Origin of the sequence: Sphingomonas montanisoli, assembly GCF_008274695.1 — a bacterium.
In the GTDB taxonomy this organism is placed as follows: domain Bacteria; phylum Pseudomonadota; class Alphaproteobacteria; order Sphingomonadales; family Sphingomonadaceae; genus Rhizorhabdus; species Rhizorhabdus montanisoli.
The window spans coordinates 958725-977235 of record NZ_VTOU01000003.1; the positions used below are offsets into that span (position 1 = coordinate 958725).

An 18511-nucleotide genomic window follows, 5' to 3' on the forward strand; every position below is an offset into this window, starting at 1 on the left:
GGGCGTCGGACGAAATGGTGGCCGTTAACCGTGTAAAATGTTCCGACAGCTTAGCTGCGGACAGGAAGCCCCGCTTGCCGCAAAGCATTGCGCGCTTCGGCGACACTGTGCTTGCCGAAATGGAAGATCGATGCCGCGAGGACGGCGCTCGCATGCCCTTCGGTCACGCCCGCGACGAGGTGGTCGAGATTGCCGACGCCCCCACTCGCGATCACCGGCACGTCGACCGCGTCGGCGATAGCGCGGGTCAAGGCGAGGTCATATCCGTCGCGCGTGCCATCGCGGTCCATCGAGGTCAGCAGAATCTCGCCCGCGCCCAGCGAGGCGAGCCGCCTGGCATGGTCTACCGCGTCGATGCCGGTCGGCTTGCGGCCGCCGTGCGTGTAGATTTCCCAGCGGCCCGGGCCCACATTGCGCGCGTCGACCGCGCCGACCACGCATTGTGCGCCGAAGCGTTCGGCCATCTCGGCGCACAGTTCGGGCCGCGCGACCGCCGCCGAATTGACCGCGACCTTGTCGGCCCCTGCCAGAAGCAACGCACGGGCATCGTCGACGGTGCGCACGCCGCCGCCGACGGTGAGGGGCATGAAACAGACCGCCGCGGTGCGCGCGACCACGTCGATGATAGTGCCGCGTCCCTCATGGCTGGCGGTGATGTCGAGGAAGCAGAGCTCGTCGGCTTGTGCGGCGTCATAGACCTTCGCCTGCTCGACGGGGTCGCCCGCATCGGCGAGGTCGACGAAGTTGACGCCCTTCACCACGCGGCCGCCCGCGACGTCGAGGCAGGGAATGATGCGGACGCGAACCGTCATCCGCGTTTTACTTCGGAACGGGCGACCCGAATCGCCTCGGCCAGATCGAGCCGTCCATCGTAGAGCGCGCGCCCGGTGATGACGCCCTCGATCCCGTCGACGGCATGGGGCGTCAGCGCCTCGATATCGGCGATCGATGCGACGCCGCCGCTCGCGATCACGGGGATCGATGCATGGCGGGCGAGCGCGACGGTCGCCTCGACATTGCAGCCCTTCAGCAGCCCGTCGCGACCAACATCGGTGAACAGGAGCGACGCGACCCCCGCATCGGCGAAGCGATCGGCGAGGTCGTAAATGCTGACGGTCGACACATCGGCCCAGCCATGCGTCGCGACGAAGCCGTCGCGCGCATCGACACCAACGACGATCCTGCCCGGCAGCGCGCGGGCGGCCTCCTTCACAAGTTCGGGATTCTCCAGCGCGGCGGTGCCGATGATCACGCGCTCGACGCCCAGATCGAGCCAGCGATCGATCGCGGCGCGGTCACGAATGCCACCGCCGAGTTCGACTTTGCCGGGAAAGGCATCGAGGATCGCTTCCACCGCCTCGGCATTGACCGCGCGGCCGGCGAATGCGCCGTCGAGATCGACGACATGAAGCCAGTCGGCGCCCGCTTCCGCGAACTTGCGCGCCTGATCGGCGGGATCGTCGCCATAGACGGTCGCGCGCGCCATATCGCCTTCGGCCAGGCGCACGACCTGCCCACCCTTGAGGTCGATCGCGGGAAAGACGGTGATCGGCATCTACGGTTTCCAGTCGAGAAAGCGGGAAAGGAAGGTGAGGCCGTAGGCCTGACTCTTTTCGGGGTGGAATTGCGCGCCGACGATATTGTCGCGGCCGACGGCGGCGGTCAGCGTCGCGCCATGCGTCGTGGTCGCAAGGACATGCGCAGGATCGGTCACGTCGAAGGCATAGCTGTGCAGGAAATAGGCTTCGCCGGGAACGATCAGCGGGTGCGTCACGGCGGGCACCACATCATTCCATCCCATGTGCGGCACCTTGATCGCGGGCTCGGTCGGCTGGATCAGCCGCACGTCGCCGCCAATCCAGCCGAGGCCGGGGGTCGACCCATATTCATGCCCCGCATCTGCGAGAAGCTGCATGCCCACGCACACGCCCAGGAACGGCGCGCCGCGTGTGAGGACGGCCTCGCGCAGTGCATCGACCATGCCGGGGATCGCTTCCAGCCCACCCATGCACGCGGCGAAGGCGCCGACGCCGGGCAGGACGATGCGATCGGCGGTGCGGACGATCTCGGCATCGGCGGTAACCGTCGGATCGCCGCCGGCCGCCCGCAACGCATTCTCCACCGACCGCAAATTCCCCGCGCCATAATCGATCAGCGCGATCGTCTCGGCCACTTCAGAGCGTCCCCTTGGTCGACGGAATCGCGTCGGCCTTGCGCGGATCGATCTCGGTCGCGACGCGCAGCGCGCGTGCCAGCCCCTTGAAGCAGCTTTCGACGATATGGTGGTTGTTCGAACCGTAGAGATTTTCGACGTGCAGCGTGATCCCCGCCGACTGCGCGAAGCTGTGGAACCAGTGTTCGATCAGCTCGGTGTCCCATTCGCCCAGGCGCGGCATGTTGAGCGCGACCTTCCACACGATCCAGGGCCGGCCCGAAATGTCGAGCGCGACGCGGGTCAGCGTCTCGTCCATCGGCGCATAGGCATGGCCGTATCGGGTGATGCCGCGCTTGTCGCCCAGCGCCTTGGCCAGCGCGTCCCCGATCGCGATGGCGCAATCTTCGGTCGTGTGGTGCTGGTCGATGTGGAGATCGCCCGAAACCTTGACGTCGAGGTCGATCAGCGAGTGGCGCGACAGCTGCTCGATCATATGATCGAGGAAGCCGATTCCGGTCGACACCGTATAAATGCCAGTTCCATCGAGGTTGAGCGCCACCGAAATATCGGTTTCGCTGGTCTTTCGCGTGATCGTCGCGGTGCGCATCGCGTGCTTGTCCCCCGGGCCTTTATGGCGCCGCCGCCTATAACGGGTCGACGCCGCACTGCAACGCACGACTTGACCCGGCGGGCGGGGGCGTTCACCTAAAGCGCCATGAGCGACCAAGCGCCCGACAGCCTGATTCCCTATGACGAGATCGTCCAGGAGGCGCTGCGCGCCGTGGTCGGCCGCGTGTTGGGCGAGGTCGAAAGTGCTGGCGGGCTGCCCGGCGAGCACCATTTCTACATCACTTTCAAGACGGGCGCACCGGGAGTCGACATTCCCCGACACCTCGTCGAACGCTTCCCCGACGAAATGACGATCGTCATCCAGAATCGCTTCTGGGATTTGAAGGTGAAGCCGGACGGCTTCGAAGTAGGGCTGTCGTTCAACCAGGTTCCGGCCAAGCTGATCATCCCGTTCGGCGCGGTCACCGGCTTCGTCGATCCCGCGGTCAACTTCGCACTCCAGTTCCAGGCGCAGATCGACGATGACGGCGAGGAGCCCGGCCACGAGACCGCCGGCAACGACGCGCCGATCGCGACCCCGGTCGAGGACGGATCGAACGTCGTCTCGATCGATTTCACCCGCAAGAAGTAAGCGCTTGGCCTGACGGCTGATCGTCCTATGTTGCGATCGATTCGCAAGTAGGAGATTCGTCATGGCCGATACCCGCACCGAAACCGACAGCTTCGGGCCGATCGAGGTGCCGGCCTCGGCCTATTGGGGTGCACAGACCCAACGATCGATCGAGAATTTCCCCTTCGGCGAGCGCGAGCGGATGCCGATCGCGATCCCGCATGCGCTGGCGATCGTGAAGCAAGCGGCGGCACGGGTGAACCGGGCGCATGGTCTCGACGCCAAGGTCGCCGACGCGATCGAGGCGGCGGCGGCGGAGGTGGTTGCGGGCACGCTCGACGATCAATTCCCGCTCGTCATCTGGCAGACGGGGTCGGGCACCCAGACCAACATGAACGTCAACGAGGTGATTGCCGGCCGCGCGAACGAAGCGCTGACCGGCAAGCGTGGCGGCAAGGCGCCGGTCCACCCCAACGATCATGTGAACATGGCGCAATCGTCGAACGACAGTTTTCCGACCGCGCTCCACATCGCGGCCGCGCGGACGGTGCACGATCGCCTCTATCCCGCGCTCAACCGGCTGACCGACGCGATCGAGGCGAAGGTGAAGGCGTGGGACGGGATTGTGAAGATCGGACGAACCCATTTGCAGGATGCGACGCCGCTGACGCTGGGGCAGGAATTTTCAGGCTATGCCGCGCAGCTTGTGGCCGGGCGTAAACGGATTGAGGCGGCGGCGGCAGGCGTGTTGCTGCTCGCGCAGGGCGGCACGGCGGTCGGCACCGGGCTGAACACCTCGCCGGGATTTGATGTCGCGGTGGCGGCCGAAATTGCGGATCTGACCGGCCTGCCCTTCGTCACTGCACCCAATAAGTTCGAGGCGCTGGCGTCGAACGATGCGCTCGTCCACCTGTCGGCGGCGCTCGCGACGTTGGCGGTTTCGCTCACCAAGATCGCGAACGACATCCGCCTGCTGGGATCGGGGCCGCGCTCGGGGCTCGCCGAATTGATGCTGCCGGAAAACGAACCTGGAAGCTCTATCATGCCGGGTAAGGTCAATCCCACCCAGTGTGAGATGCTGACGATGGTCGCAGCCCAGGTGATCGGCAATCATCAGGCGGTCACGATCGGCGGATTGCAGGGGCATCTCGAACTCAACGTGTTCAAGCCGCTGATCGGTGCGGCGGTGCTGCGTTCGATCGATCTGCTCGCGACCGGCATGGAAAGCTTTGCCGAGCGCGCCGTCGACGGGATGGAGGCCGACGAGCGCCGGATCGCCGAACTGGTCGGCCGCTCGCTGATGCTCGTCACCGCGCTGGCGCCCGAAATCGGCTATGACAATGCCGCAAAGATCGCCAAGCATGCCCATCATGAGAGGCTGACCCTCAAGGAAGCGGGCCTGGCGCTGGGCCTGATCGACGAAGCGACCTTTGATCGCGTGGTGCGGCCGGAGGATATGATCGGGCGCTAGACGCCCACCACCCCACACCGTTCGTTGGGGATCAGACGAGACTCTTCGAAACCTGCTCGAACACGTCCTTCGACAGGCCCGGCGTTGAGACGATGCGCTCCAGTTCGGCGCGCATTGCGGTCTGCGCCGTCTCGCCGAATCGGCGCCAGCGGCCGAGCGGCGGGACGAGCTTCGCGGCGGTCTGCGGGTTGAGCTTGTCGACCGCCAGAACCATGTCGGCCAGGAAGCGGTAGCCGCGCCCCGATGGATCGTGGAACACCAACTGGTTCGCGGAGAGAGCGCCCACCAGCGATCGCAGCCGGTTAGGGTTGTTCAGCGTGAAATCGGGATGGTCGGCAAGGTCGATCACTTGATCGATCGTGTCGGGCCGCACCGACAGCGCCTGGGTGGTGAACCATTTGTCGAGCACCAGCCCATTGTCGCGATAGCGCGCGTAGAAGTCCGAAAAGGCCGCGTCGCGTTCGGGCGCATAGACGTTGGATAGGATGCCGAGCGCGCCCTGCCGGTCGGTCATGTTGTCGGCGGCGTCGAACTGGTCCTTGGCGATGCCGGGCACGTCGGTCGCCTTGCCCGCCATCATGAAGCCGAGCGAGACGTTGCGCAGCCGCCGCGCGCCCTTGGCCTGCGGAGTCTGTTCGAAACGGTTGGCGCGGCTGCGATCATAAGCGTCGCGCCATGCGTCGGACAGGGTGGTGCCCAGATCGCGGCGCAACGCCTCGCGCGCCTGATGGATCGCCTGCGGATCGACGACGAGCATCTGATCGCCGATGAAACCCTCGGACGGCAGCAGGACGGCCTCGCCGATGAAGGCACTGTCGAGCATCGGGTCGGTCAGGGTGCGCTGCACCGCCTCGATCACCGGTCCGTGATCGGCTTTGCCGTTCGCGACACTGCCCACCAGCGTGTCGAGCATCAGCTGCTGCATCGCCTCATACCGGGCGAAAGGATCGTCATCATGCGCCGACAGGAAGGCGAGGTCGGCCGCGGAGCGATCCGTTTCGATGATGACCGGCGCTGAAAAGCCGCGGTTGATCGACAGGACCGGGCGCTCGCCAATGCCCTCGAACGTCACGTCGAGCCGATCGTCGTCCAGCATCACCAGCCGTTCGCCGCCGAAGCTGCGCTGCGTCTTCTCGCCGAACAGGTCGAGCCGCAATGGGATCGGCATCGGTTGCTTGTCGGGCTGGCCCGGCGTCGCTGGCACGCTCTGTTCCAGTGTGAGGTGCGCACGTCCGCTCGCCGCCTCATGGGTCAGCGTCGCCTTGACGCGCGGGGTGCCCGCCTGACTGTACCACAGGCGGAAGCGCGACAGATCGACCCCGCTCGCCTCCTCCATCGCCAGCACGAAATCCTCGCAGGTCGCGGCGGTGCCGTCATGGCGGGTGAAATAAAGGTCGGTGCCCGCCCGGAAACGCTGCGGCCCCAACATGGTGTGGAGCATGCGGATGATCTCCGCGCCCTTGTTATAGACGGTCGCGGTATAGAAGTTCGAAATCTCGATATAGCTTTCGGGCCGGATCGGATGGGCCAGTGGCCCTGCATCTTCGGGGAATTGCGCTGCACGAAGCCCGCGCACATCCTCGATCCGCTTGACGGCCGGCGAACCCTGATCGGCCGAAAAGGCCTGATCGCGGAAGACGGTGAAGCCTTCCTTCAGCGATAGCTGGAACCAGTCGCGGCAGGTGACGCGGTTGCCCGACCAATTGTGGAAATATTCGTGCGCGACAACGCCGGCGACCGCGTCGAAATCGGCATCGGTCGCGGTTTCGGGATCGGCGAGAACGTAGCGCGAGTTGAAGATGTTGAGGCTTTTGTTCTCCATCGCGCCGAAATTGAAATCGGCGACCGCGACGATGTTGAATTCCCCCAGATCATATTCGCGGCCATAGACCTTTTCGTCCCACGCCATCGACGCCTTGAGCGCGGCCATGGCATGACCGGTCTTGGGGAGGTCGGCCTCGGCCACCCAGATGGCGAGCTTGACGTTGCGGCCGCTCATTGTCGCGAACTGATCGACATTCGCCTTCAGGTCGGCGGCGACCAGAGCGAAGAGGTAGGTCGGCTTGGGAAAGGGATCGACCCAACGCGCGAAGTGGCGCCCCCCGTCCAGATCGCCCGAGCCGACCAGATCGCCGTTCGACAGAAGCACGGGGAAGCGCGCCTTGTCCGCCTCCAGCCGCACCGTGTAGCGGCTGAGGATGTCGGGCCGATCGGGGAAGAAGGTGATCCGACGGAAACCTTCGGGCTCGCACTGGGTGCACAACATGCCGGTCGAGGCGTAAAGGCCCATCAACTGGGTGTTGGCCTGCGGGCTGATCTCGACCTCGGTTTCGATCAGGTGCGATTCGCCGCTCAGGTCGATCAGCAGGTCGTCGCCAGCCATTCGCCAGGCGTCGTCGTCGGCCGCGCCGTCGATCGTCACAGACAACGCCGTCAGCCCGTCTCCATCCAGGCGCAGCGGGCGGTGGTGCGCGCCGTTGCGGGTGACGTGGAATCGCGCCTTGATGCGCGTCGCCGCGGGATCGAGTGCGAAGTCGAGCTCCACTTCGGGCACCAGCCAGTCGGGCGCGCGATATTCCTCGCGGCGGATGATCGGCGGGGCGGCGGTGGCGGATTGGGCGTCGAGCATGGTGGGTGGTCTAATCCTGGGCGGGGGGCGAAACAATGGTTTCGGCTCTGGGTCAACGCGCTAAGAGCACCCGATGTCCTCGATCCTGATCTTCGGCCCCGGCTATACGGCGAGCCGCATCGCCGCTGCGTTGAACGCGTGCGGCTGGCATGTCGCGATGGTGGGGCGATCGGCGATTGGCGACCTGGCGGCGGTTTCCGCGCAGATCGCGGCGGCGACGCACATCCTGTCGTCTGTCCCGCCCGATGCTGACGGCGATCCCGTGCTGGTTCGCCATGCCGATGCCCTTGCGGCGTCGGACGCCCGATGGATCGGCTATCTGTCGTCGTCCGGCGTCTATGGCGATACGGGCGGCGCATGGGTTGACGAGACTGCGCCGGTGGGCGGCGGCCGGCGCAGCGCGCGGACCGACGCCGATCTGGCGTGGCAGGCGCTGCACGCCCAGGTTCGGGTCTTCCGCCTGCCGGGCATCTACGGCCCCGGCCGTTCGCCGCTCGATCGGGTGCGGGAGGGTAAGGCGCATCGCATCGACCTGCCCGGACAGGTGTTCAGCCGGATCCATGTCGACGACATCGTTGGTGGGGTGCTGGCGAGTGTGGATCGCGGGCCGGCGGGAGTGTTCAACATCGCCGACGATCGGCCGGTGCCGCAGAACAAAGTCATTGCCTATGCCAGTGCCTTGCTGGGTGTCGCGCCGCCGCCGCTCTTGACGCTGGCCGAAGCGAAGCTGTCGCCCGCCGCCGCCGCTTTCTATGCGGAGAATCGCCGCGTCTCGGCGGGCAAGGCGCGTCGCCTGCTCGGCTGGCGCCCGCTTTATCCCGATTATCGCGCGGGCTTGGCGGCCCTCAGCGCGATGACCAGCCCGATCAGCGCCAACGCCGATCCCGCGATTGCCGGCAGCGACCAGCGATAGCCTTCGAGGATCGTCGACAGGATCATCGCCACGATCGGCACCGTCACCCCCGAATAGGCCGCGCGCGCCGGGCCGATCTGTCGGATCAGGAAGAAATAGAGCGGGAAGGTGAGCGCCGATCCGAACAGGCCAAGATAGACGGTCGATAGCACAAAAGCAGGGGAGAGTGCCGTCGGCGGCAGCATGCCCGATCGCCCATATCCCAGGATCATCGCGGCAATCGACGCGATCACCATCGACCAGACCAGCACCGCGATGGGCGGTAGTGACTTTGCATAGCGGCTCGCCTGCGCGACGTTTGCAGCCGATGAGAATAACAGGCCGACGAGGGTCAGGGTGATGCCGATGATCGCGGCCTCGGCATTGCCGTGCGCGACAGCGGCGATCTCGCTGGCGAACAGCATCGCCATGCCAACGATCGCCACCGCCGATCCAATCAGGAATTCTCTGCTCATCGGCATCTTCAGGAAGATGCGCGCCAGGATCGCATTGGGCACGATCAGCAACGCGAAGAACATCGCGACCACGCCCGACGTCACATGACGCTCGGCTTCGTAGATGAACAGGAAGCAGAGGAAGAACTGCAGAAGGCCGATGATCGCAGCATAGGCGACGCCGCGCGGTGGCAGGCGCAGCGGCGCGCGGATCAGCAGCGACCAGCAGATCATCGCGATCGCGCCGATCAGTGCGCGCAGGCTCATCGCCCAGAACATGTCGACCCCGGCGTCGATCTGATACCGGATCGCCGTCCACGTCGATCCCCCGCTCAATGTCACGATGATGAAGGGCAGGATGATACGGGTCGGCACCACGCCGACGGGAGCTGGACCGACTGGCGTTGGCGGGGCGATGCTGCCCATCAGGCTGGCTTGCGCGCGCGCATCGCGATCACGAGACCGCCGAGCGCCAGCAGCGATCCGATGACAGCGGGCATCGACCAGCGATAACCCTCCAGGATCGTCGACAGGATCATCGCGATCACCGGCACCGCCACCCCGGTATAGGCCGCGCGCGCCGGGCCGATCTGGCGCAGCATGAAGAAATAGAGCGGGAAGGTCAGCGCCGATCCCGCCAACCCCAGATACAGGGTCGATCCCAGATAGAGCGGGGTCAGCCCCGTCGGCAGGCCGCTGCGCACGAGCGCGACCAGGATCGCGAAGGTCGCGCCCGCGGTCATGCCCCAGGCGAGGACGCCCAGTGGCGGCAGCGCACGGACGCGCACCGCCCCCTGCGAGACATTGGCGAAGGACGCGAAGATCAATGCGATCATCGTATAGCCGATGCCGAGCGCCGCCTTGTCCGATCCGTCGCGCGCGACAGCGCCGATTTCGTGCGCGAACAGCATGGCCAGGCCCGCGCCGGCGATCAGCGATCCGATGATGAATTCGCGCCCCACCGACGCCTTCAGGAAGATGCGGCCGAGGATGGCATTGGGGATGATGAGCAGCGCGAAGAACATCGCGACCACGCCCGACGTGACGTAGCGTTCGGCCTCGTACACGAACACGAAGTTCAGGAAGAATTGCGAGCTGCCGAACGCGATCGCATAGGCATAGCCGCCGATCGGCAGGCGCAGCGGCTGGCGAAGGGCGGCGCCATAAGCGAAGATCGCGGCCGCGGCGATGCTGAAGCGCAGGCCGATCGACCAGAAGGGATCGATCCCCGCCTCGATCTGATATCGGATCGCCGTCCAGGTCGATCCCCAGATCAACGTCACGATGATGAAGGGCAGGATGACGCGGGTCGGGACGATGCCGACCGGCGCGGGTGGGGCGAGGCTGCTCACAGGGCCGCGACCGCGGCCGCAAGTGCTTCGACCTGTTCGGCCGGTTGATCCCAACTCGTCACCAACCGTATCTCCCCCGGCGCCCAATCGTAGAAATCGAAACCCTGCGCACGCAGCCTCGCCGCTTCGTCGGATGAAACGCGGACGAACAGTTCGTTCGCCTGCACGGGATATACGAGCCGGCCGTGGGCGGCATCGGCAACGCGCGTCGCGGCGGTGTTGGCCGCACGGGCGTTGCGCAGCCAGATGTCGTTGTCGATCATCGCCAGGATCTGCGCGGCGGCGAAGCGGCCCTTGGAAAAGAGGTGACCTCCCCGCTTGCGGCGGTACCGCGCCTGCGCGGCGAGCTCGGGGCGGAAGAAGATCAGTGCCTCGGCTGACATGCCGCCATTCTTGACGAAACCGAAGCTGAGCACGTCGACCCCGCCGCGCCACGTCAGATCGGCGGGCGAGGCCCCGGTGGAGGCGACGGCATTGGCAAAGCGTGCGCCGTCCATGTGGAAGCCCCAGCCGCGCGCCTTCGCGATGTCGCCCAGCGCGCCGACCTCGGCGGGAGAGTAGGTCAGGCCATATTCGGTGGCGTTGGTGATCGAGAGCGCGGCCGGCTGCGTTTGGTGGACGTCGTGGCGGATCGGCGCGACCCGCGCGGTGACGGCCTCAGGCGTCAGCTTCGCACCTTCGCCGCCGACGAGCATGAGCTTCGCGCCGCCCGTGTAGAATTCGGGCGCGCCACACTCATCCTCCTGGATATGCGCCTGTTCGTGGGTGACGATCCCCTGATAGGGCTGGACCAGCGATGCGAGCGCCAGCGAATTGGCCGCGGTGCCAGTCGCGATCCACAAAGCGGCGACTTGGGTTTCGAACAGGTCCGAAAACGCGCCGTCGAGCCGCTTGCTGAGCGCGTCGCCATCATAGGCGGTGTCGACCGCATTGGCGCGGGCGATGGCGTCCAGGACTTCGGGGCAGACACTGGCGGCATTATCGGAGAAAAAGCGCATGACGCCCGCATCGCGCGGGGCAAGCGGCCAAGTCAATCGCGCTGCGTGCGACTCCGAAAGCCCGTAGCGACAGTCAGGACCAGCGCGATCTGTGCCGCGAGCATCGTCCACAGATGATAACGCAGATCGGAAGCCACGCTAAACACCGTATAACCGAGGCCGTAGCACAGCGCCGATGCCGAGAGCGCCGCGACGAAGCGCCGCTCGGCCAGCCAGGGCGACAGGATCAGCAGGACGGCCGCACAAAGAATCCAGACGAATGGTCGGCCGAGCGGCGACCGAGCCATCGCCCATGCGGCGTCGGATACGGCATGCGCCGCCGGGCGGGCGGTGAAGCTGAGGCTCAGATCGTTCGGCGCGCTCATCACATAGACCGCATCGTTGGGGATGACGGGCGGCGCGACCCGCCAGTTGCGGTTGAGATGCGCGATGCGGTGCGCGGCATAGGCGCGGGGCGAGGTCAGGACCGCGTTGACCCACACGCCGACGCCGCTTTCGCCCGGCCGCTCGATCCAACTGGCCAGGCTTTCCTCGGGCGCGGCGCAGCCGACCTGATCCTTCAGGCCGTAGAGGGCGGGGTCGTAGCAATGCGCGGTGTAGCGCCTGGCCTCGGCGTCGCTCAACGCCGGATAACCATTGGCGCCGCCATGCGCGACGATCCCAGCAAGGTCGAAATTGACGAGGCTGAGGAAGGGTTGCGACCGGTGGGGCTTGAGCGCCTGCACGTTGATCAGGTTGCTCGTGATCGCGAGGCCGCCGAGCGCGGCGACCAGCAGGCTCAGGATGATCCACGGCCGCCGGGTCCAGCGTGTCGGTAAGGCGAGCAGGAGCAAAGGCGCGGCGGCGAACAGGGCGTTGAAGCGGGTGGCGGCGGCAATGACGATCAGGACGACGGTGACGAGCCGCCCGGCGGTCCATCCGCGCCACAGCAGGGCCGCCGCCATCGTCAGCAGGCAGGCGAGCAACGTGTCCTTCAACAGCGCGCCGATCTGCCCGAACGAGATTGGTAGCAGCCCGACCATCAGCAACGCGACTGCCGCCGCGACACCCGCCTTGCGTCGCAGCCCATCGGCGATCAGCGCGAGGCCGCCCCAATAGAGCGCAGCGTCGAAAATCAGATATCCCGCCCCACCCGGCGCCACGCGCAACAACTGCCGCCACAGCCAGGCCGTCACCGGCGGGTGCCAGTCGTCATATCGGCCGGTCAGCGCCTGCCCATATTGCAGCACGCCGTCGGGCGTGACGACGCCCCAGCGGAAGATCGCGATCTGGACGATGGCGAAGATCGCCGCCAGCGCCGGGATGGCGAACGAGGCGGCTTTTTCAGGCCGCATCGACCCGGCCCGATCGTTCGAGCTTGCCCCAGCCGACCTTCGGCCCGCGCATCGCCTGCGCGATCGCCTTCAGAACGACATAATACATGATCTGGCGATAGCCGATCCGCTGCGGGATCAGCAGCCACAGCAGCCGCCATTTCTCGCGCCGTTCGAGCGCGAAGGCGATCACGGCGGCGAGCAGGTCGATCGCGGTGAAGACCAGCCAATAGGTCAGCATCTTGTCGATATCGGTCTTGGTCTGCGCCCAGCCATGCTGCTCGACCGAGATCCACGTGCCCGCGATGCTGACGATCAGCGCAAGGTCGATCACCGGCGATATGGCGGCGAGCAGGATCTGGAAGATGATCGCTTGCGGCAAGCCGATCCGGGCCAAGCCCTTCGGTTTCCCGCTCTTGATCGCGCCGCGATGCTTGAACAGGCATTGCAGCGTACCATAGGCCCAGCGGAAGCGCTGCTTGGCGAGGGCTGCGAAGCTTTCGGGCGCCTCGGTCCATGCGACGGCGAACTGGTCGTAATCGACGCGCCATCCCGCGCGCTGGATCGCGATCGTCAGATCCTGATCCTCGGCCAGCGTATCGGGCGGATAGCCGCCCACTTCGCGGATAGCCGCCAGCCGCCACGCGCCGACCGCGCCGGGCACCACCGTGATCGCATCGAGCCGGGCGAGCGCGCGCCGCTCCAGATTCTGCGCGGTGATATATTCGAGCGCCTGCCAGCGGGTGACGAGGTTGACGCGGTTGCCCACCTTCGCATTGCCTGCAACCGCGCCCAGCTTCGGATCGTCGAACCAGCGCGCGAGCCGCGCGATCGTCGTCGGCTCGAACTGGGTATCGGCATCGAGCGCGATGACCAGATCGGATCGGACCAGCTCGAGCCCCTTGTTGAGCGCGCGCGCCTTCCCGCCATTTTCCAGAGTCAGCAGACGGACGCGATCGTCCCCCGCGAACGTCTCCGCGACGATCGCGGAGGTGCGGTCCTTCGAACCGTCGTCGATCACGATCACCTCGATCTTGACGTCGCGGCTGTCGAGCACGCGGCGCACCGATCGCTCGATCACCCGCTCCTCGTTGAAGGCGGGGATCAGGACGGTGACGAATCGATCGGGATCGATCGGGGGAAACACGGTCTTCTGCTCACGCCGCGCCTGCCACAAGGCGAGACCCGACAGCGCGATGGCGCGTAGGATGCCGACCGTGATCGCCACCCCGAAGATCCATTTGAGTGCGATCACGATCCCGCCCAGCGCGCTGAACATCGCCAGATCGGCCTCGGCCGCGAAGCGATCGCCCTTGGAGATCGGCGGATTGACCGCGGCGTGGCTCAACCCCGCCAGCGTCGAGACCGGCACGAAGCGATAGCCGCGCGCGCGCAGTTCGCGGATGATGATCGGCAGCGCCTCCACCGTCTGCGCGCGATCACCGCCGGCATCGTGGAGCAGGACGACATTGGCGCTGAAATCGTCGCGCGCGCCCTCCACCCCGTCGATCGTGCGCTGGACGATCTGGTCGACGCCGGGGCGCATCCAGTCGTCGGGGTCGACATGCAGGCCGACCGAGAGATAGCCGCGCTTCTGCGCTTCCTCGATCGGCACGATTTCGTCGGCGGTGGTCGGTTCGGCATCGCCGAAATAGGGCGCGCGGAACAGGCGCAGCGATCGGCCGGTATAGGCCTGGAACAGCCGCTGGTTGGCGTTGAGCTCGAGTGCGGTTTCGCGCGGCGTGGCATTGGCAAGGTTGGGGTGGGTGTACGTGTGGCTCCCCACCTCATGCCCCTCGCGGATCACCCGCTCGATCAGCGGGCGCTGGGTCAGCGCATTTTCGCCGACCATGAAGAAGGTGCCGGGAACGTGGTTGGCCTTCAGGATGTCGAGGATCTTCGGGGTCCAGACCGGGTCGGGCCCGTCGTCGAAGGTGAGGGCGATCAGGCCGGGGCGGTGGCCGGTCCGCTCGATCTGATAGGGGCTGGGCAGCCGAACGAAGCGAATGTCGGTGATCGCGCCGCTCTTGTCGGTGGTGACGGTGCGGTGGCCGGGCACCGGCACGGCACCGATGCGCAATATCTCGCCGGTGCCTTCGATATCCACGTTCGTGCCCGCGGGGATGTCCTCGATCGCAGTCGCAGGCGGGATGCGACCTTTGCCGCGCCCGAACATCGTCCAGATCGACGGATCCTCGGTGCCCAACCGCCACAGAGCGGTCGCGTTCAGCCCGATTTGTTGGAGCGCGCTCAGCTGCGCGCGCATCGCCGCTGCGTCGAGCAGCCAGATGTCGTGGCGGGCATCGCCCTCCTGATAAGCGAAGCGGCTGTTCGCGCTTGGTCGATCGAAGCGGACGTCCGCGCCAGATTCGCGCGCCATCAGCCACACATCCTCGACCGAGTGGGCGACCACATCGCCGCCCTTCTGCCAGTCATAGGCGTAGGATCCGAGCGCCACGACCACCTTGGCCCGCGGCAGGCCACGCACCGCGCGCGCGACCGAATCGGCGAACCAGGGCGTGCTCGCGATCGGTCCGGGATCGCCGACCTCCGAATGCTCGTCATAGGCCATCAGGAACAGCCGGTCGGCGACCTTGGCATAAGCCTTCAGATCCCACGCCTCGTCGGCAACGGGCACCGCGATCGACACGATCATGTTGCGCGGGGCGAGCCGCGCATGCGCTTCGGCCAGGAAGGCGCGATAATCGGCATGGGCGCTGTCGGGCAGTTCTTCGAAATCGAAGAAGACGCCGCGCGCCTGATTGTCGATCAGCAGCTTTTCAACGCGGTCGAGCGTCCGCGCGCGGGCGGCCGGATCATGGAGCAGGGCAGCGATCCCTGCGCCGTCCCACCCGCCATCGAGCGCATTCTGCACCATCGGCATCAGCTTGGGCCGGTGATGTGCGCTGCTCAGCACCGCCTTGCCGCGCGTGTCGGGGAAGCTCGTCACCTTGTGATCGGATCCGGTGATCGAGATCCAGCCGGGGATAACCCAGTCGACATCGTTGATATGGCGCGCCAGCGAGGCCGAGGATGCGTCGTCCCACGGCGCATGGAAGGCGTAGCTTTCGGGAGGGAGTCCGGTCGCAGGGCGCGTGCCGGTCAGCGATCGTTCGAAGTCGCGCCACAGATGGCGGATGCGCCGCCCGCCGTCGCGCACCAGCGTATCCTTGCCCGATGCGGGCCTGATCGGCGGGCTATCGACCGCGAACGGCAAAGGCGGCTGTGGCTGCACCTCGACGATCGAGCCGAAGAAGATGCCCGCCGACAGCAGGATCAACCCGATGAAGGCCAGTAGGGCCAGCGCGAAGCGGCGGCGGCGGCGGCCGGAGGCATCGTAGAATATCGGCCGATCGTCCATTCCGCATCCGTCATGCGCGTGTCGCAACTTGCGAGGTTAGAGGCGCGTTGAGCGCCTTAATCAAGAGATTGAAAAGAGGGGATGGCGATGGGCGATGCGGCAATCACGGGGCTGCAATGGTATGGTGCCGTGGCGGGCGCGGTCGCGGCGTTGATCGTGTCGCTCGATCTGGGTCGGCGCTGGACCGGGATCGGCTTCGTCATCTTCGTCACGTCGTCGATCGCGCTAGTCCTGTGGGGATTCCTCGGCCCCGAGGCGAAGGGGATCGGGACGCAGAATATCATCCTGTTCGTCATCAACCTGATCGGCGTCTATCGCTACCTCATCCGGAAGAAGGCGCCATCGCCGGCGTAGAAAAAGGCCCGCCCCACGAGGGGACGGGCCGATAGTCTCGAATGCCTGTCTGCGTCAGGCCACGTGCGCGAGCGCGGCGAGCAGCAGCAGGGCGACGATGTTGGTGATCTTGATCATCGGGTTCACGGCCGGGCCGGCCGTGTCCTTGTACGGATCGCCCACGGTGTCGCCGGTCACCGCGGCCTTGTGGGCCTCGCTGCCTTTGCCGCCATGATTGCCGTCTTCGATATACTTCTTGGCATTGTCCCAGGCGCCGCCGCCCGACGTCATCGACAGCGCGACGAACAGGCCGCTGACGATCACGCCGAGGAGGAGGGCGCCCAGCGCCGCGAAGCCGTTCGCCTGTCCCGCCACCGCCTTGATGACGAAATAGACCGCGATCGGTGCCAGAACCGGCAGCAGCGACGGAATGATCATCTCGCGGATCGCGGCGCGCGTCACCAGATCGACGGTACGGGCATAATTGGGACGGCTGGTGCCTGCCATGATGCCCGGATTGTCGCGGAACTGGCCACGCACTTCCTCGACCACCGCACCCGCCGCACGGCCGACCGCGGTCATGCCGAATGCGCCGAAGATGTACGGCAGCAGCGCACCCAGCAGTAGTCCGACGATGACGTAGGGGTTGCTGAGCGAGAAGTTGACCGCAAGGTCGGGGAAATAATGCTGCAGATCGGTGGTGTAGGCGCCGAACAGCACGAGCGCGGCAAGGCCCGCCGAACCGATCGCATAGCCCTTGGTCACCGCCTTGGTGGTGTTGCCGACCGCGTCGAGCGCGTCGGTCTTGACGCGAACGCTCTCGTCCAGCCCCGCCATCTCGGCGATGCCGCCGGCATTGTCGGTGACGGGACCATAAGCGTCGAGCGCGACCACCATGCCGGCCAGCGCCAGCATCGCCGTCGCCGCGAAGGCAATGCCGATCAGGCCGGCGAGCTGATAGGCGACGATGATGCCCACGCAGATCACCAACGTCGGCAGTGCGGTCGCCTCCAGGCTGATTGCCAGACCCTGGATCACGTTGGTGCCGTGGCCGGTTTCCGAAGCTTTGGCGATCGACCGGACCGGGCGATAGTTGGTGCCGGTATAATATTCGGTGATCCACACCAGCAGGCCGGTGACGGCCAGCCCGACCAGCGCCGACCAGAACAGGTTGATCGCCGGGAAATCGACCCCGCCCACGCCGATTGGCGAGTTCATGTCCTGAACCGTCCAGTGAACCACGCCGTAGATTGCGGGGATGGAGAGGATCGCGGTGGTCCAGAAGCCCTTGTAGAGCGCGCCCATGATCGACTGGTTCTTGCCCAGGCGGACCATGTAGGTGCCGATGATCGATGTGATGATGCACACGCCGCCGATGATCAGCGGCAGCACCATCAGCTTGCCGATCCAGCCGGCGTCGCCGGTGACAAGCAGGGCGGTCAGCACCATCGTGGCGCCGACGGTGACGACATAGGTTTCGAACAGATCGGCCGCCATGCCCGCGCAGTCGCCGACATTGTCGCCGACATTGTCCGCGATCGTGGCGGGGTTGCGGGGATCATCCTCGGGAATGCCGGCTTCGACCTTGCCGACCAGATCGGCGCCGACGTCGGCGGCCTTGGTGAAGATGCCGCCGCCCAGACGCGCGAAGATCGAGATCAGCGAGGCGCCGAAGGCGAGCGCGACGAGCGCGTCGATCACGACACGGTCATTAGGCGCGTGGGCCGCGGGGCCGGTGAGGTACCAGAAGAAGACGGCGATCGCGAGAAGGGCAAGGCCGGCGACGAGCATGCCGGTGACGGCGCCTGCGCGGAACGCGACGGTCAGGCCGTTCTGCAGGCTGACGCGCGCGGCCTCGGCGGTGCGGACATTGGCGCGAACCGAGATGTTCATGCCGATATAACCGGTCACGCCCGACAGCAGCGCGCCCAGTACGAAGCCAATCGCCGAAGTAACGCCCAGGAAATAGGTGACCAGCACGGCGACGACGATGCCGACGATCGCGATCGTGCGATATTGACGGCCGAGATAAGCGCCCGCCCCTTCCTGAATGGCGGCGGCGATGTCTTGCATCGTCTGATTGCCGGGCGAAGAGGCCAGAACCTGGCGGCTTGTTATCAATCCATACAAGATGGCGATCAGGCCGCAGCCGATCGCGACTTCCAAGATGAGCATCGCTTCTCCTTCCCTCTTTTTGAACCGTGCGGAGCGAGGATTGCCTTTTGGTTTTTTGGCGACCGCACGGATTATCGAAAGTCTGTCAGTCTTGGCGCGGGGCCGCAAGCGGGCATTTCAGGCGAGTCGCGAGGGATGGAGCAACGGTTCTGGCGTCTGCGCAATCGTTGGAAGTTGCCAAAGTTGTCACCACGTCC

General features: G+C 66.0%; 15 protein-coding genes. 4 read left to right on the forward strand and 11 right to left on the reverse strand.

The genetic code is table 11. The features are described from left to right. Positions 1-50 precede the first annotated feature (50 nt). Genes hisF through hisB form a run of 4 tightly spaced genes read right to left on the reverse strand, consistent with a single transcriptional unit; the run spans position 51 to position 2762 of the window. A complete protein-coding gene (gene hisF, locus FYJ91_RS15915) occupies positions 51-812 on the reverse strand; it encodes an imidazole glycerol phosphate synthase subunit HisF (protein ID WP_149523221.1) in 762 nt (253 codons plus the stop codon). After that, positions 809-1555, reverse strand: coding sequence for a 1-(5-phosphoribosyl)-5-[(5-phosphoribosylamino)methylideneamino]imidazole-4-carboxamide isomerase (gene hisA, locus FYJ91_RS15920; protein WP_149523222.1), 747 nt, complete (start codon positions 1553-1555; stop codon positions 809-811). Before hisA ends, hisF begins: the two co-directional genes overlap by 4 nt. Beyond that, a complete protein-coding gene (gene hisH / locus FYJ91_RS15925; protein WP_149523223.1) occupies positions 1556-2173 on the reverse strand; it encodes an imidazole glycerol phosphate synthase subunit HisH in 618 nt (205 codons plus the stop codon). It abuts the gene before it with no gap. 1 nt (position 2174) lies between these two features. Then, positions 2175-2762, reverse strand: a complete 588-nt coding sequence (hisB, locus tag FYJ91_RS15930) for an imidazoleglycerol-phosphate dehydratase HisB (protein ID WP_149523224.1) — start codon at positions 2760-2762, stop codon at positions 2175-2177. Between the two features lie 108 nt (positions 2763-2870). On the opposite strand from hisB, the gene FYJ91_RS15935 reads away from it, so the two are divergent. Then, positions 2871-3356, forward strand: a complete 486-nt coding sequence (locus FYJ91_RS15935; protein ID WP_149523225.1) for an SspB family protein — start codon at positions 2871-2873, stop codon at positions 3354-3356. Positions 3357-3417: 61 nt separating this feature from the next. After that, on the forward strand, positions 3418-4806 hold the full coding sequence (gene fumC / locus FYJ91_RS15940; RefSeq protein WP_149523226.1) for a class II fumarate hydratase: 1389 nt from the start codon (positions 3418-3420) through the stop codon (positions 4804-4806). 31 nt (positions 4807-4837) lie between these two features. Here the strand turns inward: fumC and pepN are convergent, their stop codons facing one another. Further along, positions 4838-7435, reverse strand: a complete 2598-nt coding sequence (pepN, locus tag FYJ91_RS15945; RefSeq protein ID WP_149523227.1) for an aminopeptidase N — start codon at positions 7433-7435, stop codon at positions 4838-4840. A gap of 73 nt (positions 7436-7508) precedes the next feature. On the opposite strand from pepN, the gene FYJ91_RS15950 reads away from it, so the two are divergent. Further along, positions 7509-8348, forward strand: coding sequence for a Rossmann-fold NAD(P)-binding domain-containing protein (locus FYJ91_RS15950; protein WP_149523228.1), 840 nt, complete (start codon positions 7509-7511; stop codon positions 8346-8348). On the opposite strand, the gene FYJ91_RS15955 is transcribed toward FYJ91_RS15950, so the two are convergent. Genes FYJ91_RS15955 through FYJ91_RS15975 form a run of 5 tightly spaced genes read right to left on the reverse strand, consistent with a single transcriptional unit; the run spans position 8258 to position 15806 of the window. Continuing rightward, on the reverse strand, positions 8258-9208 hold the full coding sequence (locus FYJ91_RS15955) for a DMT family transporter (RefSeq protein WP_149523229.1): 951 nt from the start codon (positions 9206-9208) through the stop codon (positions 8258-8260). The genes FYJ91_RS15950 and FYJ91_RS15955 overlap by 91 nt on opposite strands. Continuing rightward, a complete protein-coding gene (locus FYJ91_RS15960; protein ID WP_149523230.1) occupies positions 9208-10134 on the reverse strand; it encodes a DMT family transporter in 927 nt (308 codons plus the stop codon). Before FYJ91_RS15960 ends, FYJ91_RS15955 begins: the two co-directional genes overlap by 1 nt. Continuing rightward, a complete protein-coding gene (locus FYJ91_RS15965) occupies positions 10131-11132 on the reverse strand; it encodes a threonine aldolase family protein (protein ID WP_149523231.1) in 1002 nt (333 codons plus the stop codon). Before FYJ91_RS15965 ends, FYJ91_RS15960 begins: the two co-directional genes overlap by 4 nt. Before the next feature lie 32 nt (positions 11133-11164). Next, positions 11165-12466, reverse strand: coding sequence for a hypothetical protein (locus tag FYJ91_RS15970; RefSeq protein WP_149523232.1), 1302 nt, complete (start codon positions 12464-12466; stop codon positions 11165-11167). Further along, positions 12456-15806 carry a glycosyltransferase gene (locus tag FYJ91_RS15975; protein WP_149523233.1) on the reverse strand — a complete coding sequence of 1117 codons (3351 nt, stop codon included), beginning with the start codon at positions 15804-15806 and terminating at the stop codon, positions 12456-12458. Before FYJ91_RS15975 ends, FYJ91_RS15970 begins: the two co-directional genes overlap by 11 nt. An 87-nt stretch (positions 15807-15893) precedes the next feature. Between FYJ91_RS15975 and FYJ91_RS15980 the strand changes: the two genes are divergently transcribed. Continuing rightward, positions 15894-16160, forward strand: coding sequence for a hypothetical protein (locus FYJ91_RS15980; RefSeq protein ID WP_149523234.1), 267 nt, complete (start codon positions 15894-15896; stop codon positions 16158-16160). A gap of 54 nt (positions 16161-16214) precedes the next feature. Here FYJ91_RS15980 and FYJ91_RS15985 read toward each other — a convergent pair whose 3' ends face one another. Further along, on the reverse strand, positions 16215-18314 hold the full coding sequence (locus tag FYJ91_RS15985) for a sodium-translocating pyrophosphatase (protein ID WP_149523235.1): 2100 nt from the start codon (positions 18312-18314) through the stop codon (positions 16215-16217). Between the last annotated feature and the right edge of the window lie 197 nt (positions 18315-18511).